Raw genomic sequence first — 20,125 nt, forward strand, 5'->3', positions numbered from 1 at the left:
CTACAACACCAAACGACCGCATAGTGCTCTGGGCTACCGCCCACCGGCCCCTGAAACCATCGTCCCGATGGAACAAACGCCAATCATGCACTAACATTCAAACTGGACCATTTAGGTGGGGCTGATCAACGGTGATTATTGCCATTCCCGGCCGCGCGTGCGACCATTTGGTAAAACTTTGACCACAACACATGCCCAAGGGGTGAAATCCGTGAAAAGCGAACCGCAGACATCCTCGGACGAGGGGCTGAAAGCGTCGTCCGACCAGCTGCCGCAACTGGCCTTGCCCCGCAATCCGGGGATGGATTTGGACATGAACTGGGTGCGGGCCGTGCAGGCCAACACATCCGCCATTGAACGCCGCTGCGCGACCTTATCGGGGCGGCGCAGCGTGAAGAAGGACTATCAGGCCGCGTGGCTTCTGAAGGCGATCACCATGATCGACCTGACCACATTGTCTGGCGATGACACCGAGGGCCGCGTGCGCCGTCTGTGCGCCAAAGCGGCCCAGCCCGTCCGGCCCGAGATCATGGCCGCCCTTGGGATGGAGCCCGTGACCACCGGTGCTGTCTGTGTCTATCACGACATGATCGAGACCGCCGTGTCCCAGTTGAAAGCGCTTGGCGTATCCATGCCGGTTGCCGCCGTGTCGACCGGGTTTCCGGCTGGCCTCAGCCCCTATCACCTGCGGGTCGAAGAAATCCGCGAAAGTGTGCGCGCCGGGGCTGAAGAAATCGACATCGTGATTTCACGCCGCCACGTGCTGACCGGGAATTGGCAGGCGCTTTATGACGAGATGCGGGACTTCCGTGAGGCCTGCGGCGATGCCCACGTAAAAGCCATTTTGGCGACCGGGGAACTGGGAAGCCTGCGCAATGTCGCGCGCGCCTCGCTGGTCTGCATGATGGCGGGCGCTGACTTCATCAAGACCTCGACCGGCAAGGAAAGCGTGAACGCCACCCTGCCCGTCAGCCTGGTGATGATCCGCGCCATTCGCGACTATTTTGACGCCACCGGATACAAGGTGGGCTACAAGCCCGCCGGCGGGATCTCGAAGGCCAAGGACGCGCTGGTTTACCTGTCGCTGATCAAGGAAGAGCTGGGCGATGACTGGCTGGACCCGCATTTGTTCCGCTTCGGCGCCAGCTCGCTTCTGGGCGACATCGAGCGCCAGCTGGAACACCACGTGACCGGCCACTACTCGGCCACCTACCGCCATCCGATGGGATAAGGACACAGACATGACCGTGAAAGAAAAATTCGACAGCATGGATTATGGTCCCGCACCGGAAAGCGCGGGCGAGGCGTTAGAGTGGATCGCGGCGCGCGACGGTGCGTTTGGCCTCTATATCAATGGCGCGATGACCAAACCGGGCGCGCTGTTCGACAGCCGCAACCCGGCGACGGGCGAGGTTCTGGCGCAGGTCACGCAAGCCAGCGCAGATGATGTGGACGTGGCGGTAATCTCCGCCCGCAAGGCGCAAAAAAGCTGGGGGGCTCTGCCCGGCCATGCGCGCGCCAAATACCTCTATGCGCTGGCGCGTCTGGTGCAGAAGCACGCGCGCCTTTTCGCCGTGCTGGAGAGCATGGACAACGGCAAACCGATCCGCGAAAGCCGCGACATCGACATTCCGCTGGTCGCGCGTCACTTTTATTACCATGCGGGTATGGCGCAACTTCAGGACGCCGAGTTTCCGGATCGCGAAGCTTTGGGCGTCTGCGGCCAGATTATCCCGTGGAATTTCCCGCTTCTGATGCTCGCGTGGAAAATCGCGCCCGCAATTGCGATGGGCAACACGGTGGTGCTGAAGCCCGCCGAGTATACCTCGCTGACCGCGCTGCTGTTCGCGCAGATTTGTGACGAGGCTGGTCTGCCCAAGGGTGTCGTGAACATCGTGACCGGTGACGGTCGCGTGGGCGAGGCCATTGTGACCCATGAAGACATCGACAAGATCGCCTTCACAGGGTCTACCAATGTGGGGCGTCACATCCGCCGCGCAACCGCCGGGTCGGGCAAGTCGCTGACCTTGGAACTGGGCGGCAAGTCGCCTTACATCGTCTTCGACGACGCGGATCTAGATAGCGCGGTCGAGGGTCTGGTCGATGCAATCTGGTTCAATCAGGGCCAAGTCTGCTGCGCAGGCTCGCGCCTGATCGTGCAGGAAGGCATTGCCGATCGCTTCTATGCCAAGCTGAAGGCCCGCATGGGCAAGCTGCGGATTGGCGACCCGCTGGACAAATCCATTGACGTCGGCGCCGTGGTCGACCCGATTCAGCATCAACGGATCACTGATATGGTGAATGCAGGTGCAGGTGAGGGCGAGCTGTACCAAGCCCCCTGCCCGCTTCCCGATCAAGGCTGCTTCTATCCGCCCACGCTGATCACCGGATTGTCCTCGGCCTCGACCCTGATGCAGGAAGAGATCTTCGGCCCGGTACTGGCCGCAACCACCTTCCGCACACCGGGTGAAGCGGTCGAGATTGCCAACAACACCCGCTACGGGCTGGCGGCCTCCGTCTGGTCGGAAAACGTGAACCTGACACTGGACATCGCGCCTAAACTGGCCGCGGGCGTGGTCTGGGTTAACGGGACCAACATGTTCGACGCTGCTGCCGGCTTTGGTGGCGTGCGCGAAAGCGGCTTTGGGCGCGAAGGTGGATGGGAAGGGCTGCAAGCCTATACCAAACCGCGCGGCAAAGCTGTGGCGTTGAAGCCGATCGCGCCCGTGTCTGCCCCGAAAGATGCCAAGGTGGATGCGCTAGACCGCACCGCCAAGTTCTATGTGGGCGGCAAGCAGGCACGCCCGGATGGCGGCTATAGCCAAGCGATCTGGTCCAAATCCGGCGCGCTTCTGGGCCATGTGGGCATCGCCAACCGCAAGGACATCCGCAACGCGGTTGAGGCCGCGACGGCGGCCAGCGGGTGGGCCAAGACAACCGGCCATGCGCGTGCACAGATCCTGTATTACATCGGCGAAAACCTCTCGGCGCGTGCCGACGAGTTCGCCGCCCGGATCGACGCTATGACCGGCGGACGCAGCGGCGCGAAAGAGGTCGACGCCGCCATCTCGCGCCTGTTCACCTATGCGGCGTGGGCCGACAAGTTCGACGGCGCCGCCAAGCCCGTGCCGATGCGCGGCGTGGCGCTGGCGATGAACGAACCAGTCGGCGTGATCGGCGGGTTCTGCCCGGATGAGGCGCCGCTTTTGGGGCTGGTGTCGCTGATGGCGCCTGCAATTGCGATGGGGAACCGCGTGGTGTTGGCAGCATCACAACCCTATCCGCTGGCCGCGACGGATTTCTACCAAGTGCTGGAAACCTCGGACGTCCCCGGCGGCGTAGTGAACATCGTCACCGGAGATCACGCCACGCTGGCCGCTCCTTTGGCCGGTCACTTGGGCGTGGATGCGGTCTGGTCGCATTCAGGTGCCGACATCTCGACCACGATCGAGCTGGAAAGCGCGGGCAACCTGAAACGCAGCTGGGTCAACAACGCCCGCGCGCGCGACTGGATGGGCGCAGACGGCGAAGGCCGCGAGTTCCTAGGCCACGCGACCGAGGTGAAAACCGTCTGGGTGCCCTACGGGGAATAACCCAACCCACATCAATTAGAAGCGCCGCGTGAGAGACCCTCGCGCGGCGCTTTTTTCGTTTCTGCCGAAGAACTTACTTCTTCTTGCGCCACGTCCCCAGCCAGCGGGATACGCGTCCCTTGGCTTCGTCTGCGCGGGCGTCCACGGCGTCCCACGCTTCGGTCGCATCCTCAATCGCGGGATCGATCGAGCGCTGTCGGAACTGACGCCACAGCGCCCGCATAAAGCCAAGCGCAACGGCGAGGAACAGGAAGAAGGCAATGTTGAACCATGGGATGATCGTCACATCCGGACCAGCCACCGGGCGGATGCCCACGGCATTCGGGAAGGTCGACAGCAGCTCGTTCCGCCAGCCGTAATGCGTGACCACCGCCCATTTGGGTTCTTCAGCAGTCGAGCGCAGGTCGTCGACCTCGGTCTGCAGGCTGGCGGTATCGAACTTGAAATAGAACGGCCACGACCAGCCGGTGTCTTCGTTGCGATACACCATGACCTCGTCCGCATCTGTGCGGATGAAGCCCAGCAAGTAGGTCTTCTTTTTCACGCTCTGTACAAACTGCACATCGCGGTTGATCAGCCCCGCTGACTGGTCATCCGGCTTGGCCCAGAAAATCCGGGTCCAGTCGTCCAGATCCTGACGTTCCTGATAGGTGTTCACAACACGCACCACGTCATGTTGCGGCAGCGTATAATGCAGCACGCCAAACAGGATCAGCGCGATCAGGCTGCGGATGATGATACGGAAACGGCGCATATTTAACCTCAGTTAATAAGTATAATCGATAGCAGTACCAGCAGCGCGGGCACCACATAAACCAGCAAGATCAGCTTGGGGCGGAAGCTTTTCTGATAGTCCTCCATCCCTTCGCGCAACCATACTTCGCGGTCGCTTTCATTGCCGTTGGGATGTTCTTCGGCCCATTGCTCTTCCAGCTTCTCCAACCGGACCGAGCGGGAGTAGAGGCTGACCAGCAGATAGATGATGCTGAGCCCGATAAAGCCAAAAATGATCAGACGTAGAAACCCCATCCCTACCTTCCTTTCACCGCACCCCAAGGGCCGACCATTTCGATCACCTGTTCGCGGGTGCGTTTGCGCGTTGTCGTCGGTACTTTCAGCGCGTCCCGACGCCCACCAAACAGCTTATCACGGGCACCGGCCTTATTGGCCATATAGTCACGATGCAGGAACTCTGCCACAAACTCGCGCTTTTCATCCGGCCATGTGGCGTAGGAAGCATAGAACATCTCTTTGTGGCAGATGAACAGCTGGCGGAAATCCATCGGTGCGAGTTCTGACAGCAGCCGGTTGATCAGGTCGCGATCCGGGTGATCGGGACGCGCACGCAGGGTGTAGAAATAGGCCGGGTGACGGCTGTCGATCCGCGGCCACTGCCCGCCCGCCTCGGCCCAGCGCACAAGTGCTGCCAGCCCGTTGAAGGCCTGCGGAAGATCCCGCCCCAACCGCTGCGCCACATGCCGCAGAGTGCGCGAGGACATGTCGCCCAGCTCCATCCCGGCCGAGGTCGCGGCGTCCACCAAAATGAACTCCATCTTCTGGCGCAGAATCCGCGCGCCCGACGCGCCGCGTTCCTTTACCAAAGGCTCGACCAGATCGTTCTTGCGCAGGAAACTGGCGATGCGGTTGGGCTCGGTTGTGTCGACGAAAGGCAGGTGCGGATAGCGCTCCATCCGGTCCTTGTCACCCGAGACCACCACGCAGGGGCTTTCCACATCGCGGAAGATATACAGCCCGCCGAAATGCGCGGTCCAGAAATTGCCCTGCTCGTATTCCTGCACGCCCAGATCGACCGGAACCTTGGTCACGTCCCCGGTTTCGCGGGCCAGAACAATCATTTCGGCAATCAGATCGTCGTCATACCACGCGTTTTCAGCGGTCTGGAAATGGTCGATCTTCTCGGCCAATTCGCGGGCGTTTTTCACGTGGCTTTGGGTCGTATCGGCCTCGATCACGATCTTGCGGATGTCGAACAGACGCGCGGGATCCGAGATGTCATAGACCGAGTTCATCAGCTCGCCCGCCACCGCGTCATGGGCGGTCAGCGCAAAAAGCTTCGCCTCGTTATCCGCAATGAACTGCCGCAGAATGCCGCGCGAGGTCGAGAACATGGCACCCAACAGCGGCGCCTTCTTCTGGTCCACCGTCAGAATGATGAACTGCCGGTTGCAGCCATTGGGGTTGAGGTAGAGCGGATCGTCCAGTTCCTCGCCCACCTCGGGCGAGAAGCCGGAAATGTCGATGTGAAATTCGGTCAGCTTCGTCTGCTTGCCCGCAAGAGAATGAAGCGCGCGGTTGTACCGCTCGATCAGCGCCGGGCTGTCGACCCGGATCAGATTGCCAAACATGAGGCCGCGTTGGATGAGGCGTTTCATTGGGGGGCCTCCTTCCAAAGCTCTGGTGTTGCATCTAGCCGTTGTGGCTGATCTACGATCTCAGGTATCCTAAGCCTAGACAATCGTTCCTTTTGGGGTGCCGAAAGATTTTGCTCCATCGCAAGGATGCTTTCCAGATCATGAGCCAGATTTTGAATATCTTCCGCTCGGTCCGGCAGACGATAGTCTGCTGACTGGTGTAGTAGGTCCCAAAGGGACTCGCGTATATGTGGAAGCCTCCGACGAAAATCGATAGTCGCTTCATCCACCGTTTGGTTTTCATATTTATCGCTGCTCAACGAGACATTATGGATGTCACCAAAGCCACCAAACTCATCGTGTATCGTGTCACTAGAGAACACCCAGCATAACCCTTTCGAAGGGCTTTCAACCAATCCAACAATAAATGACCTCAACTTCTCGTTGAGCAACTGCTCAGCACGCGCTTCTTCTCTTTGTTGCTGCTCCTTCTTGAATATTTCCGCTTGCGCAGTCATCAACTTTACTTGCTCTCCTTGGGCTTCAGCCATCTTGGCGTACTCACCTCTCGCAAGTTCCAACTCTTCACGTTGCGCCTTTAGTTCTTTGCTTTGCAACTGAACCGTCACGATGATCCAAAGAAAAGCTAATGCTCCGGCAATGCCAGCAAGTGTATCCCCGATTTCATTTGGCGGGGACGTAATGAACGTCCACAAACGGAACTCCCAACCGTCATCGGCAGAGTTGGGCAAAACAGCAAGCAGAACAACAAACGCCACGAAAGCTTTTGACCAAGCGAGACCGAGCGACATTGGATCGTCTGTATTACGCCAGTTGGACTTCACGTCCTTCCAGTGCTTTTTGAGCCAGCCAGTAAAATTGGAAAGAACGTCCATCAATTAGCAACCCTCCCGGCGCTTGTCGCCGGGTCACGCCCGACCCGCCCCACAGGGCGGGCGTGAACGCCCACCCTCGGGTCAGACGCGCCCCTTATGTCTCGGCAGATACTCACTTCCCCTCCAAATAGCGCTTCTTCGCCTCTTCCTGACGGCCGAAGTCACGGACCATCGCTTCGATGGCGACCTCGTCCGACTTGTCGGCATAGCGGAACTCTGAATCGGCATAGCGGTTGACCTCTTGGATCACCATCTCGGTGGTGATGGGCACGCGCAGGTCTGCGATCATGTCTTTCTTGGTGTCATAGTCTTTGACCAAGAACAGCTCGGGGTTTTCCATCCATTCGTCGGGCAGTTCAAAGTCCATCGCGCGGACTTTCACCGCGTCGGTGATGTTCTTGATCGAGCGGCCCGTGAAGCGTTCGTCGGCCTCCTGAATACCTTTCAGATAGGTGCCGATCTTGGCGATATCGTCCAGCTCTCCGATCTGGTCATAGACCTTGTCAAAGACGTTCATCAGGCCCGTTTCCTGCGGCTTGTTATGCGCCTCGAACGACCGGGCGACGGCGGATTTGATTTCCTGCGCGCCATAAAGGTCATGCTTGCCCAACGGGATGTCGTGGTTCTTGCCCATCAGCAGATGCAGGATGTCGATATAGTCCTCGCGCGTTTGGGGACCGTCCACCAAGAAGCGCGCGCCGGCGCGTTGGCGCAGCGCGTCGTCCACATTCTCGGGATAGTTCGAGAACATGCCGAAGGTGCAGTTGCCACGCACGACGGTATTGGCGCCCGCGAAGCTTTCCATCAGGACGGCTGTGACCTCTTGCTGGCCCGCGCTGGATTGGCGATCCCCGCGCTTACCGGCGATCTGGTCGATGTCATCCACGGTGCCAAAGCCGATCACATTGGGGTCGAGCACATTGTTGATGAACGCCTTCGCGTTCTGGCCGGATTTGCCCTGATAGCTGTCGATATTGTCGATGCCGAAGTTCTGATAGCGGAACGGATAACCCGCCACCGCGCAGTAATCATTGATCAGCCCGGCCATCATCTGGATCAGCGTGGTTTTCCCGGTGCCCGGCTTGCCGTCGCCCATGAAGGTGAAGATGAAACCGCCCAGTTCCGCGAACGGGTTCAGCTTGCGGTCGAAGTCATAGGCCATCAGCATCTTGCTGAGCTTCATCGCCTGATATTTCGCGATGTGGTTGCCCACGACCTCATTCGGTTTCTTGAAGGTCATCGTCAGCTTCGAGCCGCGATGCGCGCGGGACGGCGTGAAGCCCGAGATGGTCAGATCGTCTGCCTCGACCCGGTAGTTGGCCGAGGTAAACGGGCCAAGGTGGCTGGCGGTCTGGGCGCGCAGCGCGACCTTCTCCATCAGCTGTTCGACAAAGGCCAGAACGGTCGGGACCAGTTTGTCTTCGGAGGTCACGAAGGTTGCGAACTCCTGATCCAGCTCCCACAGGGCGCCGTTCAGGGCAAGGGGCGCGTTGTCGGTCAGGATCTCTTCGACCGCGCCGACCTCGATCGGGGTTTCGCTGGCGTGGTCGGCCAGCAGATACGATGTCGCGTTGCCGAAAACATAAAGGACGATCAGCGCCTCGGCGGTCAAAAGTTCGGAAAACGCAGCGGATTTGTCCGCGCCCAGTCGGCCCTCAAGGTTCGCGCGGCGCAGGGCGGCAAGTTCAGTTTGTTCGGCGAACCCTTCGCCCACCGCAAGCGCAATCGCGATGGCGCGGCGCAGCGTGTGCAGAACCGTCGCCTGAAGCGGAGACACCAGCGGATCGTCCCCGTCTGATCCTTCAATCCGTTCAACTAGATGCACGCCTTCGGGTCGCGCCGTCGACCGTGTCACCAGACCCGGCGTGGTCGACCGAAACCGACGCGCGCGCCCGATACCGGGGCTGCGCTCTGCCTTAGGCGCTTCCTTCGGCTTGGCAATCCGGGGCGTGTGATCAAACCCGTCCAGATGCCCCGCAGCAGCGCCGTAATGCGCACGGATTTCTTCTTCGCGAAGCTCCATCAGATCAGCGGGGTGAGACATCTAAAACTCCTAAATCAACGGTAAGACAGTACCCGGCCACCCGGGCTGACAACAAATTTGCGCACATCGTGGAACCCGGCAGGGTTCTTTTCTGCCAGCACCTGAAACGGGCGCTCGGGCATGATGATCGCGCGTTCCATGCTGGTCGCGCCGATGTTCGAGCCGGAGCCCGCAAACGGATCCAATGCAAAGATCTCGCGCTCGACTTTGCCGAACCAGCCGGACTTCTCTTCCTTCACCGACGCGCTTTTCAGTTCTTCCACAGTCCAGGCCAGCGCCCAGTCTTCACCGGGGGGGCTTTTCGCCTGCTCCAACACCTCGCGCAGCGGACCGGTCTGGCGGGTAAAGGTGTGGCTGTACATCGGGCCCACGTGGAAGCGACGCAGACGTTTCGGGTGCAGGTCGTCGAAATCCTTGTCGAACCCGGTGGCGATGGTCACCAGCTGCAAACCCGCCATCGACTGCGCCATCAGATGCGACTGAACCTGAGGCCAGCGACGTTCGTCCTTGGGCAGCGCGGTGCGGCCCGTGTCCTCAAGCTCCATCAGATAGATGGTGGGCAGGTTGACCTCGCTGTCATAGACCGCCCAATGGGCCAGATAGACGCGACGGGTATCGCGACCTTCGCCCTTGTTGTGACGCCAGATGACGTCGGGATGCATCTGCGGCCAGAAGAGGTCGCCACGCTGGAGTTCCTCGTAATAGAGTCTCTGCGACAGGGCGTATTGCAGCCGTTTCGGGACGGTCAGGTCTCCGACGATCTGGCTGACCATCTGGCTTTTCAGATCGGAAGCGGTGGCCATGCCCTTCAGATGTGTACCCGCTTGGGCCGCGTCGGACGCCATCTGCAAAAGCTCGGCATGGATGGGAAACCCACTGTCGCGCCGATCAAAGGTCAGCGTTTTGCCGCCCAGCCCATAGGCCGTTTCGGACATGTGGTACTTGTTCGCCAGCGCCTTGAAAGTGAGGCCCAGCTTGATGACGTAACGGGCCAGCACATCGACCTCGTCACGGGTCAGCTTACCCTCGACCTCCATCTGTCCGGCCACACGGGCCAGATGCGCGGTGATCTTCTCGAACTTCGAAAAATACCGCCGCGTGATCTGCGTATCCGTCAGCTCGGCATGGTCGCGGGGGGCGAAGCCAGCCGAGGCGCGTTCTGAGGTTTTGATGTTATCGCTCATCGGTTTCCTTCTGAGGTACGAACCAAGACCAAACCCATTTCACAAAATCCCAAAGTAGCTGCAGATAATAGAGGGCTTCACTAAACAGCAAATACGCAATCCAAAGCCCCCGCAGGGCAGTCCAAAGACTGTCTAGCTGGATTGAGCCATACAGCAGCCATTCCAATGCAAACGACGCAGCGACCACTGCTGTGATCAGGATCGTATACTTGGAAAAGAGCCACGCGGATGAGCGTCCAGTTGCCTTTGTATCGTTCGTCATAGCTTCCAATCAAACCGAGGAGGGCGGCGCCTGACCCTGGGTGGGTGCGAAGCGCCCTCCCGTGGGGAGGGTCGGGCGCTGCCCGGCCTGTCGGCCGGGCGGAAGGCCTCACCCCCCATACAGGTTCTTGTCGTGCTTCTCGACGATCTCGGCGAAGCGGCGGGCGAAGCGTTCGTCGGCTTTGGCCTTCTGCTCCAACACGTCGCGGGCAAAGACCATCTGGTCTTCGTGGGCTTCCATCATGTCGGCCATGCGCTGGTTCGTCGCCGTGCCAATCGCGGCCATGGCAGCTTGGGCTTCCTTGTCGGTTTCGACGCCGATTTCGTTGATCCGGTGCGCAACGTCCTGCTGTTGCGCGGTCTTCAATGACTTGGTCAGCGCATCATACAGCACCACGCGTTGCTTGGTGTCGGTTTGCAGCTTGTTGATCAGCACCATCTGCGTCGCGGCTTGGTTCTGCAAGCTGTCGACCCAGGTTTTGCCCTTCTCGATATAGCGCTCAAGCGTTTGCGACTTGGCAAGCTTCACTTGCTCTTCCTGCACCATCTCGTTGTACTGGCTGTTCAGGTCGGCCAGTTCGGTCTCAAGCTGCGTGCGCTTGGCGGCGTCCTGTTCGTTGGCGATCTTGTTCTCAAGCTCGATGATCTTGGGGTCCATGCCCAGGATCTCGGCGCGCAGGCTTTCCAACTCGCCCACGGTCAATTCGCGCTCGTCCAGCGTGGTGGACAGGTTGGCACCGACCTTTTCTTTCTGCTCGTTCAGCATGGCCAGCTGACCTTCCAGAAGATTCACAATCGAATCCGACTGCGCGATCAGCTCTTGCAGCTTGTCGTCGATCGAGGCCGTGCGCATCCGTTCCTGACGCATGCTTTCCGACTTCGCCTTCGAGAAGATGCCCACAAAGCTTTCCCAACCCGTTTTCGACCGCATCTGGTCGAAATCAGTTGAAAAGCCCGAGGTCACGTCGTCCAAGCCCATGATCAGTTCGGCGATATTGGCGTTCATCGCTTTGGTGTGGGCGTGTACATCGTCCAGCGTTGCATTTTCGATGTCGATCGAGATGTCTTCCCCGCTGGCGGCTTTCGCACGCGCGGTTTCGATCCGTGTGGTCAGTTCGGAAATCTTGGCCTGCGCCTCTTCAACCTGCGCTTGGCTTTCACGAATCTGCTTGTCAAAACTGGACATGTGCCCTCCTTCTATCCACCAAATCTTCGGTCAGGTCTTTCCGCCCGCGCGAAGTATGTTAATCACTGTTACATCTCTATTTAGGTTGAGCTTACCGCGATTTAAAGCCCCGCAACAGCGTTTTCCTTCGCGTTTTCGGCGAAAATAGACGGGGCAGAACTCCACCATTGAGATACGCGCGCAGGGGGCCTAGGGTCTTGGCATGACCGACGAAATCGACCCGCTTCTGACCGAAATTGCGTGCCGGCAGGATGACCTGATCCGGCTGACCCAAGACCTGATCCGCATCCCGACGCTGAACCCTCCGGGCCGCGAGTATCGGACGATCTGCACCTATATCGCCGAGCGTATGGGCACGCAGGGCTGGACGGTCGAATTGATCCGCGCCGAGGGCACTCCGGGGGACAGCGACACGTATCCGCGTTGGAATGTGATTTGCCGTCACGAAGGGGCTGCGTCGGGCGAATGCGTGCACTTTAACAGCCACCATGACGTGGTCGAAGTCGGACACGGCTGGACAAAGGATCCATTCGGCGGCGAGCTGGAAGACGGGCGCATCTATGGGCGCGGGGCGTGCGATATGAAAGGCGGGTTGGCGGCGTCAATCATCGCTGCCGAGGCGTTCGTGGCGCTCCACCCCGACCACCACGGCACCGTAGAAATCAGCGCCACGGCTGACGAGGAATCAGGCGGCTATGGCGGCGTCGCCTATCTGGCCGAGAAAGGCTATTTCAACCCTGACCGCGTGCAACATGTGATCATCCCGGAACCTCTGAACAAAGACCGCATCTGTCTTGGCCATCGCGGCGTCTGGTGGGCCGAGATCGAGACCAAGGGCCGGATTGCCCATGGCTCGATGCCATTCCTTGGCGACAGCGCCATTCGCCACATGGGCGCGGTATTGGAAGAGATGGAGCGCCATCTGTTCCCACTTCTCGCCACCAAGCGCACGGATATGCCCGTGGTGCCCGAGGGCGCGAAGCAGTCAACGCTGAACATCAACTCGATCCACGGAGGCGAGCCTGAGCAGGGCCCCGATTTCACCGGCTTGCCCGCGCCATGCGTGGCCGACCGCTGCCGCATCGTGATCGACCGACGTTTTCTGATGGAAGAGGACATCATCGAGGTGAAGGCCGAGGTCAGCCGGATGCTGGAAGCGATCCGCGCCGAGCGTCCCAATTTCGAGTACGAGATCCGCGACATGCACGAGGTCATTCCGTCGATGACCGACAAGGACGCGCCGGTTGTGGCGTCGACTGCGGCGGCGATCGAGAAGGTTTTAGGCGCGCAGCCGTCCTATGTTGTCAGCCCCGGCACCTATGACCAGAAGCATATCGACCGCATCGGTAAGCTGAAGAACTGCATCGCCTATGGGCCTGGCATTCTGGATCTGGCGCATCAGCCCGATGAGTGGGTGGGCGTGCAGGACATGATCGACAGCGCAGGCGTCATGGCGTTGGTGTTGAAAGAGCTGCTGGGACAGGACAAGGGGGGCGCTGCCCCCGCCTGACCGGACGTTGTCCGCTCAGGCTCCCCCGGGATATTTATGGCAAGAAAATGCGGCGTTACTCGCGGGCGCGCAGGACGCGGGCGGGTTTGGCCGAGAGCGGACGGTAGGCGAAAAAGAGGCCGGCGAGGACGGTGGCGGCGACGCCGCCGGACACGATGGCAAGGGCGTTTGGCAGGTCAAACGCGTAACTTTCTTCCATGATGTAGTGGGTCACCGCCCAGCCTGCGATACCACCAGCCACCACGGCCACCATACCTGCCGCTGCGCCCAGAACGGCTGAGCGAATGGCGAAGTTCAGCAAGATGCCAGCGCGGGTGGCGCCGAGGGTTTTCAGGATCGCAGCCTCGTAGGTCCGGGCGCGTTCGCCGGCGGCGGCGGCGCCCATCAGCACCACGAAGCCGGTCACCAGCGTGGCCAGCGCCCCATAGGTGATCGCGGCGGCCACCTGTCCCATCAGCCCAGTGATCTGGGTGATCGCGTCACGGACCGAGATCAGGGTGATGTTCGGATGCGCGTTGCCCAGATCACGCAGGATCGCGGCCTCGCCCTGCTGCTCGGAATAAATCGTCGCGATATAGCTGTGCGGGGCGCCTGCCAATGCCGATGGGTTCATGGTCAGGATAAAGCCCATGCCCGCCTGGCTGAAATCCACCTCGCGCAGTGAGGTGATTTCGCCGGTGATATCACGGCCCAGAATATTGATGGTCAGCTGATCTCCGATGCCAATCCCCATCTCGCGCGCCTCCTCGGCGGCGAAGCTGATTTGGGGTGGGCCTTGGTAGTCCTCGGGCCACCATTCGCCCTCGACCACCGTGGTACGGGTGGGCTGGGCGGAATAAGTCAGGCCACGGTCGCCGCGAATAACCCAGTGACCACCCGCCACTTCGCGCGCAGCGCGGTCATTGATTTTGGTGATCACGCCGCGCAGCATCGGCGCGGTGTCGATACGGCTGACGAAAGGGTCGCCTTCCAGACGCGCCTTTACGGCGTCGATCTGGTCGGGCTGGATGTCCACGACGAAAAAGCTGGGGGCGACGTCCGGCAGGTCGCGGGAAATCGCGCCGCGCAGGTTGTTGTCGATCTGCCCGACGGCGGCCAGCACCGCCAGCCCAAGGCCAAGCGAAAGGACGACGGCCCCTGCCTCTCCCCCCGGGCCGCCAACAGCGGTGAAGGCCATACGCAGGGTCGGTACGCGACGCAGGATTTGGCGGTGGCCCAGCCAACGGGCCGCGTATTTCACCGCGATCCCAGTCAGGACCAGCGTAGCAAAGGCGCCGCCAAGGCCAATGAAGCTCCACATCGCCAAGGGCGCCATGCCCGAGAACCTTGCCGCCACCCAGACCAGCAGCGCTAGAATGGCAACGCAGAGCCCAATGAACAGTGGGCGCGGCAGGCGGTTCGACCCAAGGGCTGCGTCGCGGAACAGGTCGGCGGCTTTGACCTCTTCCGTGCGGGCAAGGGGCCAGAGGGTGAACAGGAGCGCCGCGAGGACGCCGTACAGCGCAGCCTCGGCCAGCGGGCGAGGATAGACGGTCAGCTCGGCCGACACCGGAAGCGACTGTGCGATGACGGGGACCAGCAAGGCTGGGATCACCGCGCCAAGGATCACGCCCAGCGCCAGCCCCAGCACAGTCAGGATGCCGATCTGCAGGAAATAGGTCAGGAAGATTACGCGGCGTTCGGCCCCAAGAGCACGCAGGATCGCGATCGTGCCGGTTTTCTCGTCCAGATAAGATCGGATCGCGGCCGAGATGCCGACGCCCCCGACGGCAAGCCCCGCCAAACCGACCAGCACAAGGAATGCACCCAATCGGTCGATCAGGCGCCGCATTCCGGGCGCACCGTCTCGGGCGTCTTGCCAGCGTGCGCCGTTGGGTTCAAGCGCGGGCATCAGCGCGCCGTAGGCGGGGCCGATGCCACCCTCGGGTAGGCGCATGCGATAGTGGCTGTCAAACAGCGTACCCTCTGACAGCAGGCTGGAGCCATCCAGCGCAGAGCGCCGGAGGATCGAGCGTGGGCCAAGGCCGAACCCGCCGGAGGCATTGTCGGGTTCGCTGGCCAGCTCGGCCATCAGGACAAAGGGGATCTCTCCCAGTGTCAGACTATCGCCGATTTGCAGACCCAAACGGTCGATCAGCAGGTCATCCATGACGATCCCGGGCTGTCCGTTCACACCGTCCAGAGCGGTCGCCATGGGCATTGGCGGGTCCAGTCGCGCCGCGCCATAAAGCGGATAGGCGTCATCGACAGCCTTCACCTGCGTCAGCGCGCGTTCTTCCCCTACCACGATCATCGACCGGAAATCAGCGACGGCCGACAGGTCGTCTGCTGCATCGGTGATCATGGCCAATTCGGCGTCATCCGCGAAGCGATAGGTGAACGAAATCGAGGCATCGCCCCCCAGAAGCACCGCACCTTGGCTGGAGAGGCCCGCGCGCAAAGCTTCGCGCACCGATCCGACAGCGGCAATGGCGGCAACGCCCAAGATCAGACAGGCAAGGAAAATGCGGAAGCCCTTGATCCCGCCGCGCAGCTCGCGCCGGGTCAGGCGCCATGCCATGGCCATGTTCTGGATCATGCCAGCCGCCCGTCTTGGATGTGAACCACGCGGTCGCAGCGTTCGGCCAATTCAGGGGCGTGGGTGACAAGGATCAGCGTCGAGCCATGACGGTCGCGCAGGCCAAAGAGCAGGTCCATGATGGCCGCCCCGGTCGCGCCATCCAGATTCCCGGTGGGCTCGTCCGCCAGCAGGATCTCGGGCCGGGGGGCGGCGGCACGGGCCAAGGCAACACGCTGTTGCTCGCCGCCCGACATTTGGCTGGGATAGTGATGCAGACGGTGCGATAGGCCAACGGCCTCAAGCTCTTGTTCGGCGCGGTCGAAGGCGTCGGCCACACCGGCCAATTCCAACGGCGTGGCAACGTTTTCCAGCGCGGTCATGGTGGGGATCAGGTGGAAGGATTGAAACACCACCCCCATATGATCGCGTCGAAACCGCGCCAGCCGGTCTTCATTCATCGCCCCAAGGTCTTGACCCAGTGCCTGAACGGCCCCACCTGTGGCCTGATCGAGCCCGCCCATCAGCATGAGAAGCGAGGATTTTCCCGAACCCGACGGTCCGGTCAGCCCCACGGTCTCGCCCGCAGTCACATTTAGGTCAATGCCCTTGAGGATCTCAGTCCGGCCTGCATTATTGCCGAGCGTCAGGCGCACGTCGCGCAAGGAAAGAACCGGGGTCGTCATGGGGCGGACCTTCTTTAGGAGAATGGCATGATATCAGCTGCATATGGGGTTTTCACCCGTGGTCTCAAGGGGCTATTCTTGACAGTTTTCATGGCCAGTGCCGCACAGGCGGAAACCACTAAGATTTTGGCGCTGGGGGACAGTTTGACGGCGGGTTACGGCTTGCCGCAGGGTGAGGGGTTCGTGCCGCAACTGGAAGCCGCGCTGATCGAGCACGGTCTGGTCGTCCAGATCGTCAATGCGGGCGTGTCCGGGGACACCTCTGCCGGGGGGGCCGCACGCCTTGACTGGATCCTGACCGACGACATTGACGTTGCACTGGTTGCGCTTGGCGGAAATGACATGCTGCGCGGTATCTCGCCGGAAGAAACACAGAGCAATCTTGCCGCGATCCTGACCAAGCTGCAGGACAAAGGCATTCCCACCCTACTGATCGGCGTCCTTGCCTCGTCTAATTTTGGTGAAGGTTATCGCGCTGACTTCGAACAAGTTTTCCCGGATCTTGCGGAAGAGTTCAGCGTCGGTCTGTTCCCAAACTTCTTGGAAGGCATCGCCACTGCCGGGTCGTTTTCCGACGCCAGGCGCTTGTATCTTCAGGCCGACGGGCTGCACCCCAACCAGAAAGGCGTTGCCCTGATCGTGGACAAAATAGTCCCTTCTGTGGTATCCTTAGTGCGATAAATCCCCGACTGCGCTTTTGCTTTGCGCGTGTAAAGTCGCGGGGTTTCTGACGGGTGACCCGCATGAAACCTATTCCTTGAGACACCTATGCGGGTTTTCGTGGCTGTGCCAATTAGCAACTCGTTGTAGCAGGTCGAGCCCTGACGCTCGACGCAAAGGTGCGGGGTTCCGCTTTGAGAATACTAGTTGCCTCTGACGATCCTGCGCTACAGCGTAAGGCGCTTACCGCAGCCGATACATGCGGCAATCCGGCTCCGGCCGGGTTCGACACCATGCAGCGTACCTTGGACGCGCTTGGAAAGGCGCCGGGATTTGACTGTGCCGTCATCGACTATCGGCTTCCTGACCTCGGAGGCCTTAAGACCATCGAAAAACTGTGCCGACGAGACAGGCATTTGGCAGTCGCACTTTTGCTGCCCGAGAAGGAAATAGACCTTCTGCGACAAGCGCTGCGAACAGGTGCCTGCGTGGGGGCTCCGGTCGAGATTTCGGAAACGGCACTGGCCAGCATCCTGACCCTGATCAGTGAAGATCTTGGCCTGATGGTTTATCCCGTCACTCATAAGCCAAATCTTGATCGGGAAAAGACCGGTCTATCGCGGCGCGAGATGCAGATTCTGGATAGCCTGTGCGCGGGGCGGCAGAACAAAGAAATCGCCCATATATTTGGCATCCAGGAAGTCACAGTAAAGATGCATATGCGGTCGATCATTACCAAGCTGGGTGCGAAAAACCGCACCCATGCCGCGATGATCGCGTTACGCAACGGGATCGTGTAGCCCGTTTACTCTTCCGGCGGCTCGTCGTCCCACCGATCGCTAAGAATACGCTGACCGTCCCCATCGGGATCGTCATACTGTTCCGTCTTCAAGGTCCAAAAGAACGCAGCCAGACCCAGCGCTCCCAAAAGCAGGGAAATCGGGATCAGGTAAACAAGCACGTTCATCGGCTTAGCCTTTCTTCAGACGCAAAGCGTTTAGTGACACTGTCACCGATGAGGTCGACATGGCAAGGGCTGCGGCCAAAGGCGTCGCGAAGCCCATCAAGGCCACCGGAATGGCGATGGCGTTATAGCCTGCCGCGATGGCAAAGTTTTCCTTGATCCGGCGGGTGGCGGATTTCGACATGTCGATGGCACCGGCCAGCGGCTCCATCGATTTGCCCAGAAGCACGATGTCGGAAACAACGCGAGCAGCTTCAAGCGCAGAGGCGGGCGAGATCGAGACGTGCGCGGCTGCGAGTGCCGCCGTGTCGTTCAGGCCGTCACCAACCATCAGCACCTTGCGGCCCGATTTTCCCAGACGGGCTACGAACTCGGCTTTGTCTTCAGGCAGCGTGTCGGCCTGCCAGTCTTCGATGCCCACACGGCCCGCGATGTCGGCCACAGCGGCGGGCACGTCGCCCGAAATCAGCGTGACACCCATGCCCTTGGCTTTCAGGGCGGTGATCGCCTCTTCCACGCCCGGACGCAGCGCATCAGTGAAGGTGAAGGCCACGGGTTTGGCACCCGAGATCGACAGATATGTCGCGGTCTGCCCAACAGCGTTGGCGCCCAGCCATTCTGCGCGGCCAAGGCGGACGGTTTTGCCGTTCCACTGCCCTTCGATGCCCTTGCCCGGAACCTCGGTGACTTGCGCAACTTCGGCGGGTTGCACGCCAGCGGCACGGGCGGCTTGGGTCAGGGATTGCGCCAGAGGGTGGCTTGATCCTTCGGCCAGCGCCAGCGCCACCTGCAAGTCACGATCCTTGTGGCGGGCCAGCGCATCCAGCGCGGGCTTGCCTTCAGTCAGTGTGCCGGTCTTGTCGAACACGACGTGATCGACCTCGGCCAGACGTTCCATCGCGGTGGCGGATTTCAACAGCATCCCTTGCTTGAACAAACGGCCCGAGGCGGCCGTGGTCACAGCAGGTACAGCCAGACCCAGCGCACAAGGACAGGTGATGATCAGTGTGGCCACGGCGATGTTCATCGACATGCGCCAGTCGCCGGAATACCAGAACCAGAACAGGAACGCGGCGAAGGACAGAAGGTGTACAACGGGCGCATAGACGGCAGCGGCCTTGTCGGCGAGCGACGTATAACGGTTGCGCGCCGTTTCAGCGATGGCGACCAGATCGGCCATCCGGTGTAGCGAGCTGTCACGGCCAGCAGCCGTCACACGCACGGTCAGGGGGCCAGTCAGGTTGACCTCGCCTGCGGATACGATGCTATCCGGCGACGCAGCCACGGGCAGGCTTTCGCCGGTCAGAAGCGAGCGGTCCAGTTCGCTTTCGCCGCCGGTGACGATGCCGTCCACAGGCACACGAGATCCCGGCACCACGCGCACAATCTGACCCGGCTCCAGTTCCGAGACAGGAACCTGTTCGTCGGCTTGGCCGTCAACCACACGAAGCGCGCGCGGGACTTCAAGCGCGGCCAGCTCTTCGGCTGCGGATCGCGCCACAGCACGGGTGCGGTAGTCCAGATAGCGGCCCGCCAGCAGGAAAAAGGTCAGCGACAGCGCTGCGTCGAAATAGGCGTGCTTTCCCGAATGCATCGTCTCGTAAATCGACATGCCCAGCGCCAGAAGGATCGCCAGAGAGATCGGCACGTCCATGTTCAAGCGGCGCACGCGAAGCGCCGACCATGCGGATTTGAAGAACACCTGGCTTGAGAAGCCCACGGTTGGAATGGCGATGCCTGCGCTGATCCAGTGGAACAGATCGCGGGTGGCGTCGGTGGCGCCCGACCAGACCGCGACGCTCAACAGCATCACGTTCATCATCGCAAACCCCGACACGCCCAGACGCATCAGAAGGTCTTTGCCATGCTTGTCTGTGGCGGTGGCTTTCAACTGGCCCGGATCCAGCTCGTAGGCTTCAAACCCGATGCCGGTCAGATAGTCGGCCAGCGTTTGTGCCTCGATATCGGGATCCACGTCCACAACGGCGCGTTTCAAGGTCAGGTTCACACGCGCGGCCCGCACACCGTCCTGCTTGGCCAGACCGCGTTCCACGCCCGCGATACAGGCCGCGCAATAAATCTGGGGCAGCGACAGCATGATCCGCTTCGCTTCCATCCCATTGCCACCATAGCCCTTGCCCGCCTGTGCTTCAGCAAGCGGGGCAGCGTCACAGGCCGGACAGGCAGAGATCGGAGCAGCCATGATGTATTC

General features: G+C 60.8%; 17 protein-coding genes. 5 read left to right on the forward strand and 12 right to left on the reverse strand.

Annotated features, from left to right (window positions below; all coding sequences use genetic code 11):
• Window positions 1-247: 247 nt before the first annotated feature.
• Both deoC and MWU53_RS14270 read left to right on the forward strand, forming a co-directional pair.
• The gene (gene deoC / locus MWU53_RS14265) at window positions 248-1,231 is read left to right on the forward strand and encodes a deoxyribose-phosphate aldolase (RefSeq protein WP_247094439.1); all 984 of its coding nucleotides are present in this window, start codon (window positions 248-250) and stop codon (window positions 1,229-1,231) included.
• A gap of 10 nt (window positions 1,232-1,241) precedes the next feature.
• Complete coding sequence (locus MWU53_RS14270) at window positions 1,242-3,593, forward strand: aldehyde dehydrogenase family protein (protein ID WP_247094325.1); 2,352 nt, start codon at window positions 1,242-1,244, stop codon at window positions 3,591-3,593.
• Between the two features lie 73 nt (window positions 3,594-3,666).
• Here the strand turns inward: MWU53_RS14270 and MWU53_RS14275 are convergent, their stop codons facing one another.
• The 8 genes from MWU53_RS14275 to MWU53_RS14310 all read right to left on the reverse strand — a co-directional run bounded on the left by MWU53_RS14275 (window position 3,667) and on the right by MWU53_RS14310 (window position 11,536).
• Window positions 3,667-4,347, reverse strand: coding sequence for a DUF1523 family protein (locus MWU53_RS14275; RefSeq protein WP_247094326.1), 681 nt, complete (start codon window positions 4,345-4,347; stop codon window positions 3,667-3,669).
• 8 nt (window positions 4,348-4,355) lie between these two features.
• Entirely contained in the window at window positions 4,356-4,622 is a 267-nt protein-coding gene (locus MWU53_RS14280; protein WP_247094327.1) for a hypothetical protein, read from the reverse strand.
• 2 nt (window positions 4,623-4,624) lie between these two features.
• Window positions 4,625-5,986 (reverse strand): DUF6638 family protein, encoded by a 1,362-nt coding sequence (locus tag MWU53_RS14285; RefSeq protein WP_247094328.1) that lies wholly within the window; start codon window positions 5,984-5,986, stop codon window positions 4,625-4,627.
• Window positions 5,983-6,864, reverse strand: a complete 882-nt coding sequence (locus tag MWU53_RS14290; protein WP_247094329.1) for a hypothetical protein — start codon at window positions 6,862-6,864, stop codon at window positions 5,983-5,985. Before MWU53_RS14290 ends, MWU53_RS14285 begins: the two co-directional genes overlap by 4 nt.
• 109 nt (window positions 6,865-6,973) lie before the next feature.
• Entirely contained in the window at window positions 6,974-8,905 is a 1,932-nt protein-coding gene (locus MWU53_RS14295) for an ATP-binding protein (protein WP_247094330.1), read from the reverse strand.
• A gap of 14 nt (window positions 8,906-8,919) precedes the next feature.
• A complete protein-coding gene (locus MWU53_RS14300; protein ID WP_247094331.1) occupies window positions 8,920-10,089 on the reverse strand; it encodes a hypothetical protein in 1,170 nt (389 codons plus the stop codon).
• Entirely contained in the window at window positions 10,079-10,351 is a 273-nt protein-coding gene (locus MWU53_RS14305) for a hypothetical protein (RefSeq protein WP_247094332.1), read from the reverse strand. The genes MWU53_RS14300 and MWU53_RS14305 overlap by 11 nt, the downstream gene beginning before the upstream one ends.
• A gap of 108 nt (window positions 10,352-10,459) precedes the next feature.
• Entirely contained in the window at window positions 10,460-11,536 is a 1,077-nt protein-coding gene (locus tag MWU53_RS14310) for a hypothetical protein (protein ID WP_247094333.1), read from the reverse strand.
• Window positions 11,537-11,738: 202 nt separating this feature from the next.
• Between MWU53_RS14310 and MWU53_RS14315 the strand changes: the two genes are divergently transcribed.
• Window positions 11,739-13,046 (forward strand): acetylornithine deacetylase/succinyl-diaminopimelate desuccinylase family protein, encoded by a 1,308-nt coding sequence (locus MWU53_RS14315; RefSeq protein ID WP_247094334.1) that lies wholly within the window; start codon window positions 11,739-11,741, stop codon window positions 13,044-13,046.
• Window positions 13,047-13,101: 55 nt separating this feature from the next.
• Here the strand turns inward: MWU53_RS14315 and MWU53_RS14320 are convergent, their stop codons facing one another.
• Together MWU53_RS14320 and MWU53_RS14325 are read right to left on the reverse strand one after the other, a co-directional pair.
• Complete coding sequence (locus tag MWU53_RS14320; protein ID WP_247094335.1) at window positions 13,102-15,624, reverse strand: FtsX-like permease family protein; 2,523 nt, start codon at window positions 15,622-15,624, stop codon at window positions 13,102-13,104.
• A complete protein-coding gene (locus MWU53_RS14325; RefSeq protein ID WP_247094336.1) occupies window positions 15,621-16,289 on the reverse strand; it encodes an ABC transporter ATP-binding protein in 669 nt (222 codons plus the stop codon). The genes MWU53_RS14320 and MWU53_RS14325 overlap by 4 nt, the downstream gene beginning before the upstream one ends.
• 78 nt (window positions 16,290-16,367) lie before the next feature.
• Between MWU53_RS14325 and MWU53_RS14330 the strand changes: the two genes are divergently transcribed.
• Window positions 16,368-16,970 carry an arylesterase gene (locus MWU53_RS14330; protein WP_247094337.1) on the forward strand — a complete coding sequence of 201 codons (603 nt, stop codon included), beginning with the start codon at window positions 16,368-16,370 and terminating at the stop codon, window positions 16,968-16,970.
• A gap of 173 nt (window positions 16,971-17,143) precedes the next feature.
• A complete protein-coding gene (locus MWU53_RS14335; protein ID WP_247094338.1) occupies window positions 17,144-17,749 on the forward strand; it encodes a response regulator transcription factor in 606 nt (201 codons plus the stop codon).
• A gap of 5 nt (window positions 17,750-17,754) precedes the next feature.
• Here the strand turns inward: MWU53_RS14335 and ccoS are convergent, their stop codons facing one another.
• Both ccoS and MWU53_RS14345 read right to left on the reverse strand, forming a co-directional pair.
• Window positions 17,755-17,916, reverse strand: a complete 162-nt coding sequence (gene ccoS, locus MWU53_RS14340; protein ID WP_247094339.1) for a cbb3-type cytochrome oxidase assembly protein CcoS — start codon at window positions 17,914-17,916, stop codon at window positions 17,755-17,757.
• 4 nt (window positions 17,917-17,920) lie between these two features.
• Entirely contained in the window at window positions 17,921-20,116 is a 2,196-nt protein-coding gene (locus tag MWU53_RS14345; protein ID WP_247094340.1) for a heavy metal translocating P-type ATPase, read from the reverse strand.
• Window positions 20,117-20,125 lie beyond the last annotated feature (9 nt).

The organism is Aliiroseovarius sp. S1123 (genome assembly GCF_023015885.1).
In the GTDB taxonomy this organism is placed as follows: Bacteria; Pseudomonadota; Alphaproteobacteria; order Rhodobacterales; family Rhodobacteraceae; genus Aliiroseovarius.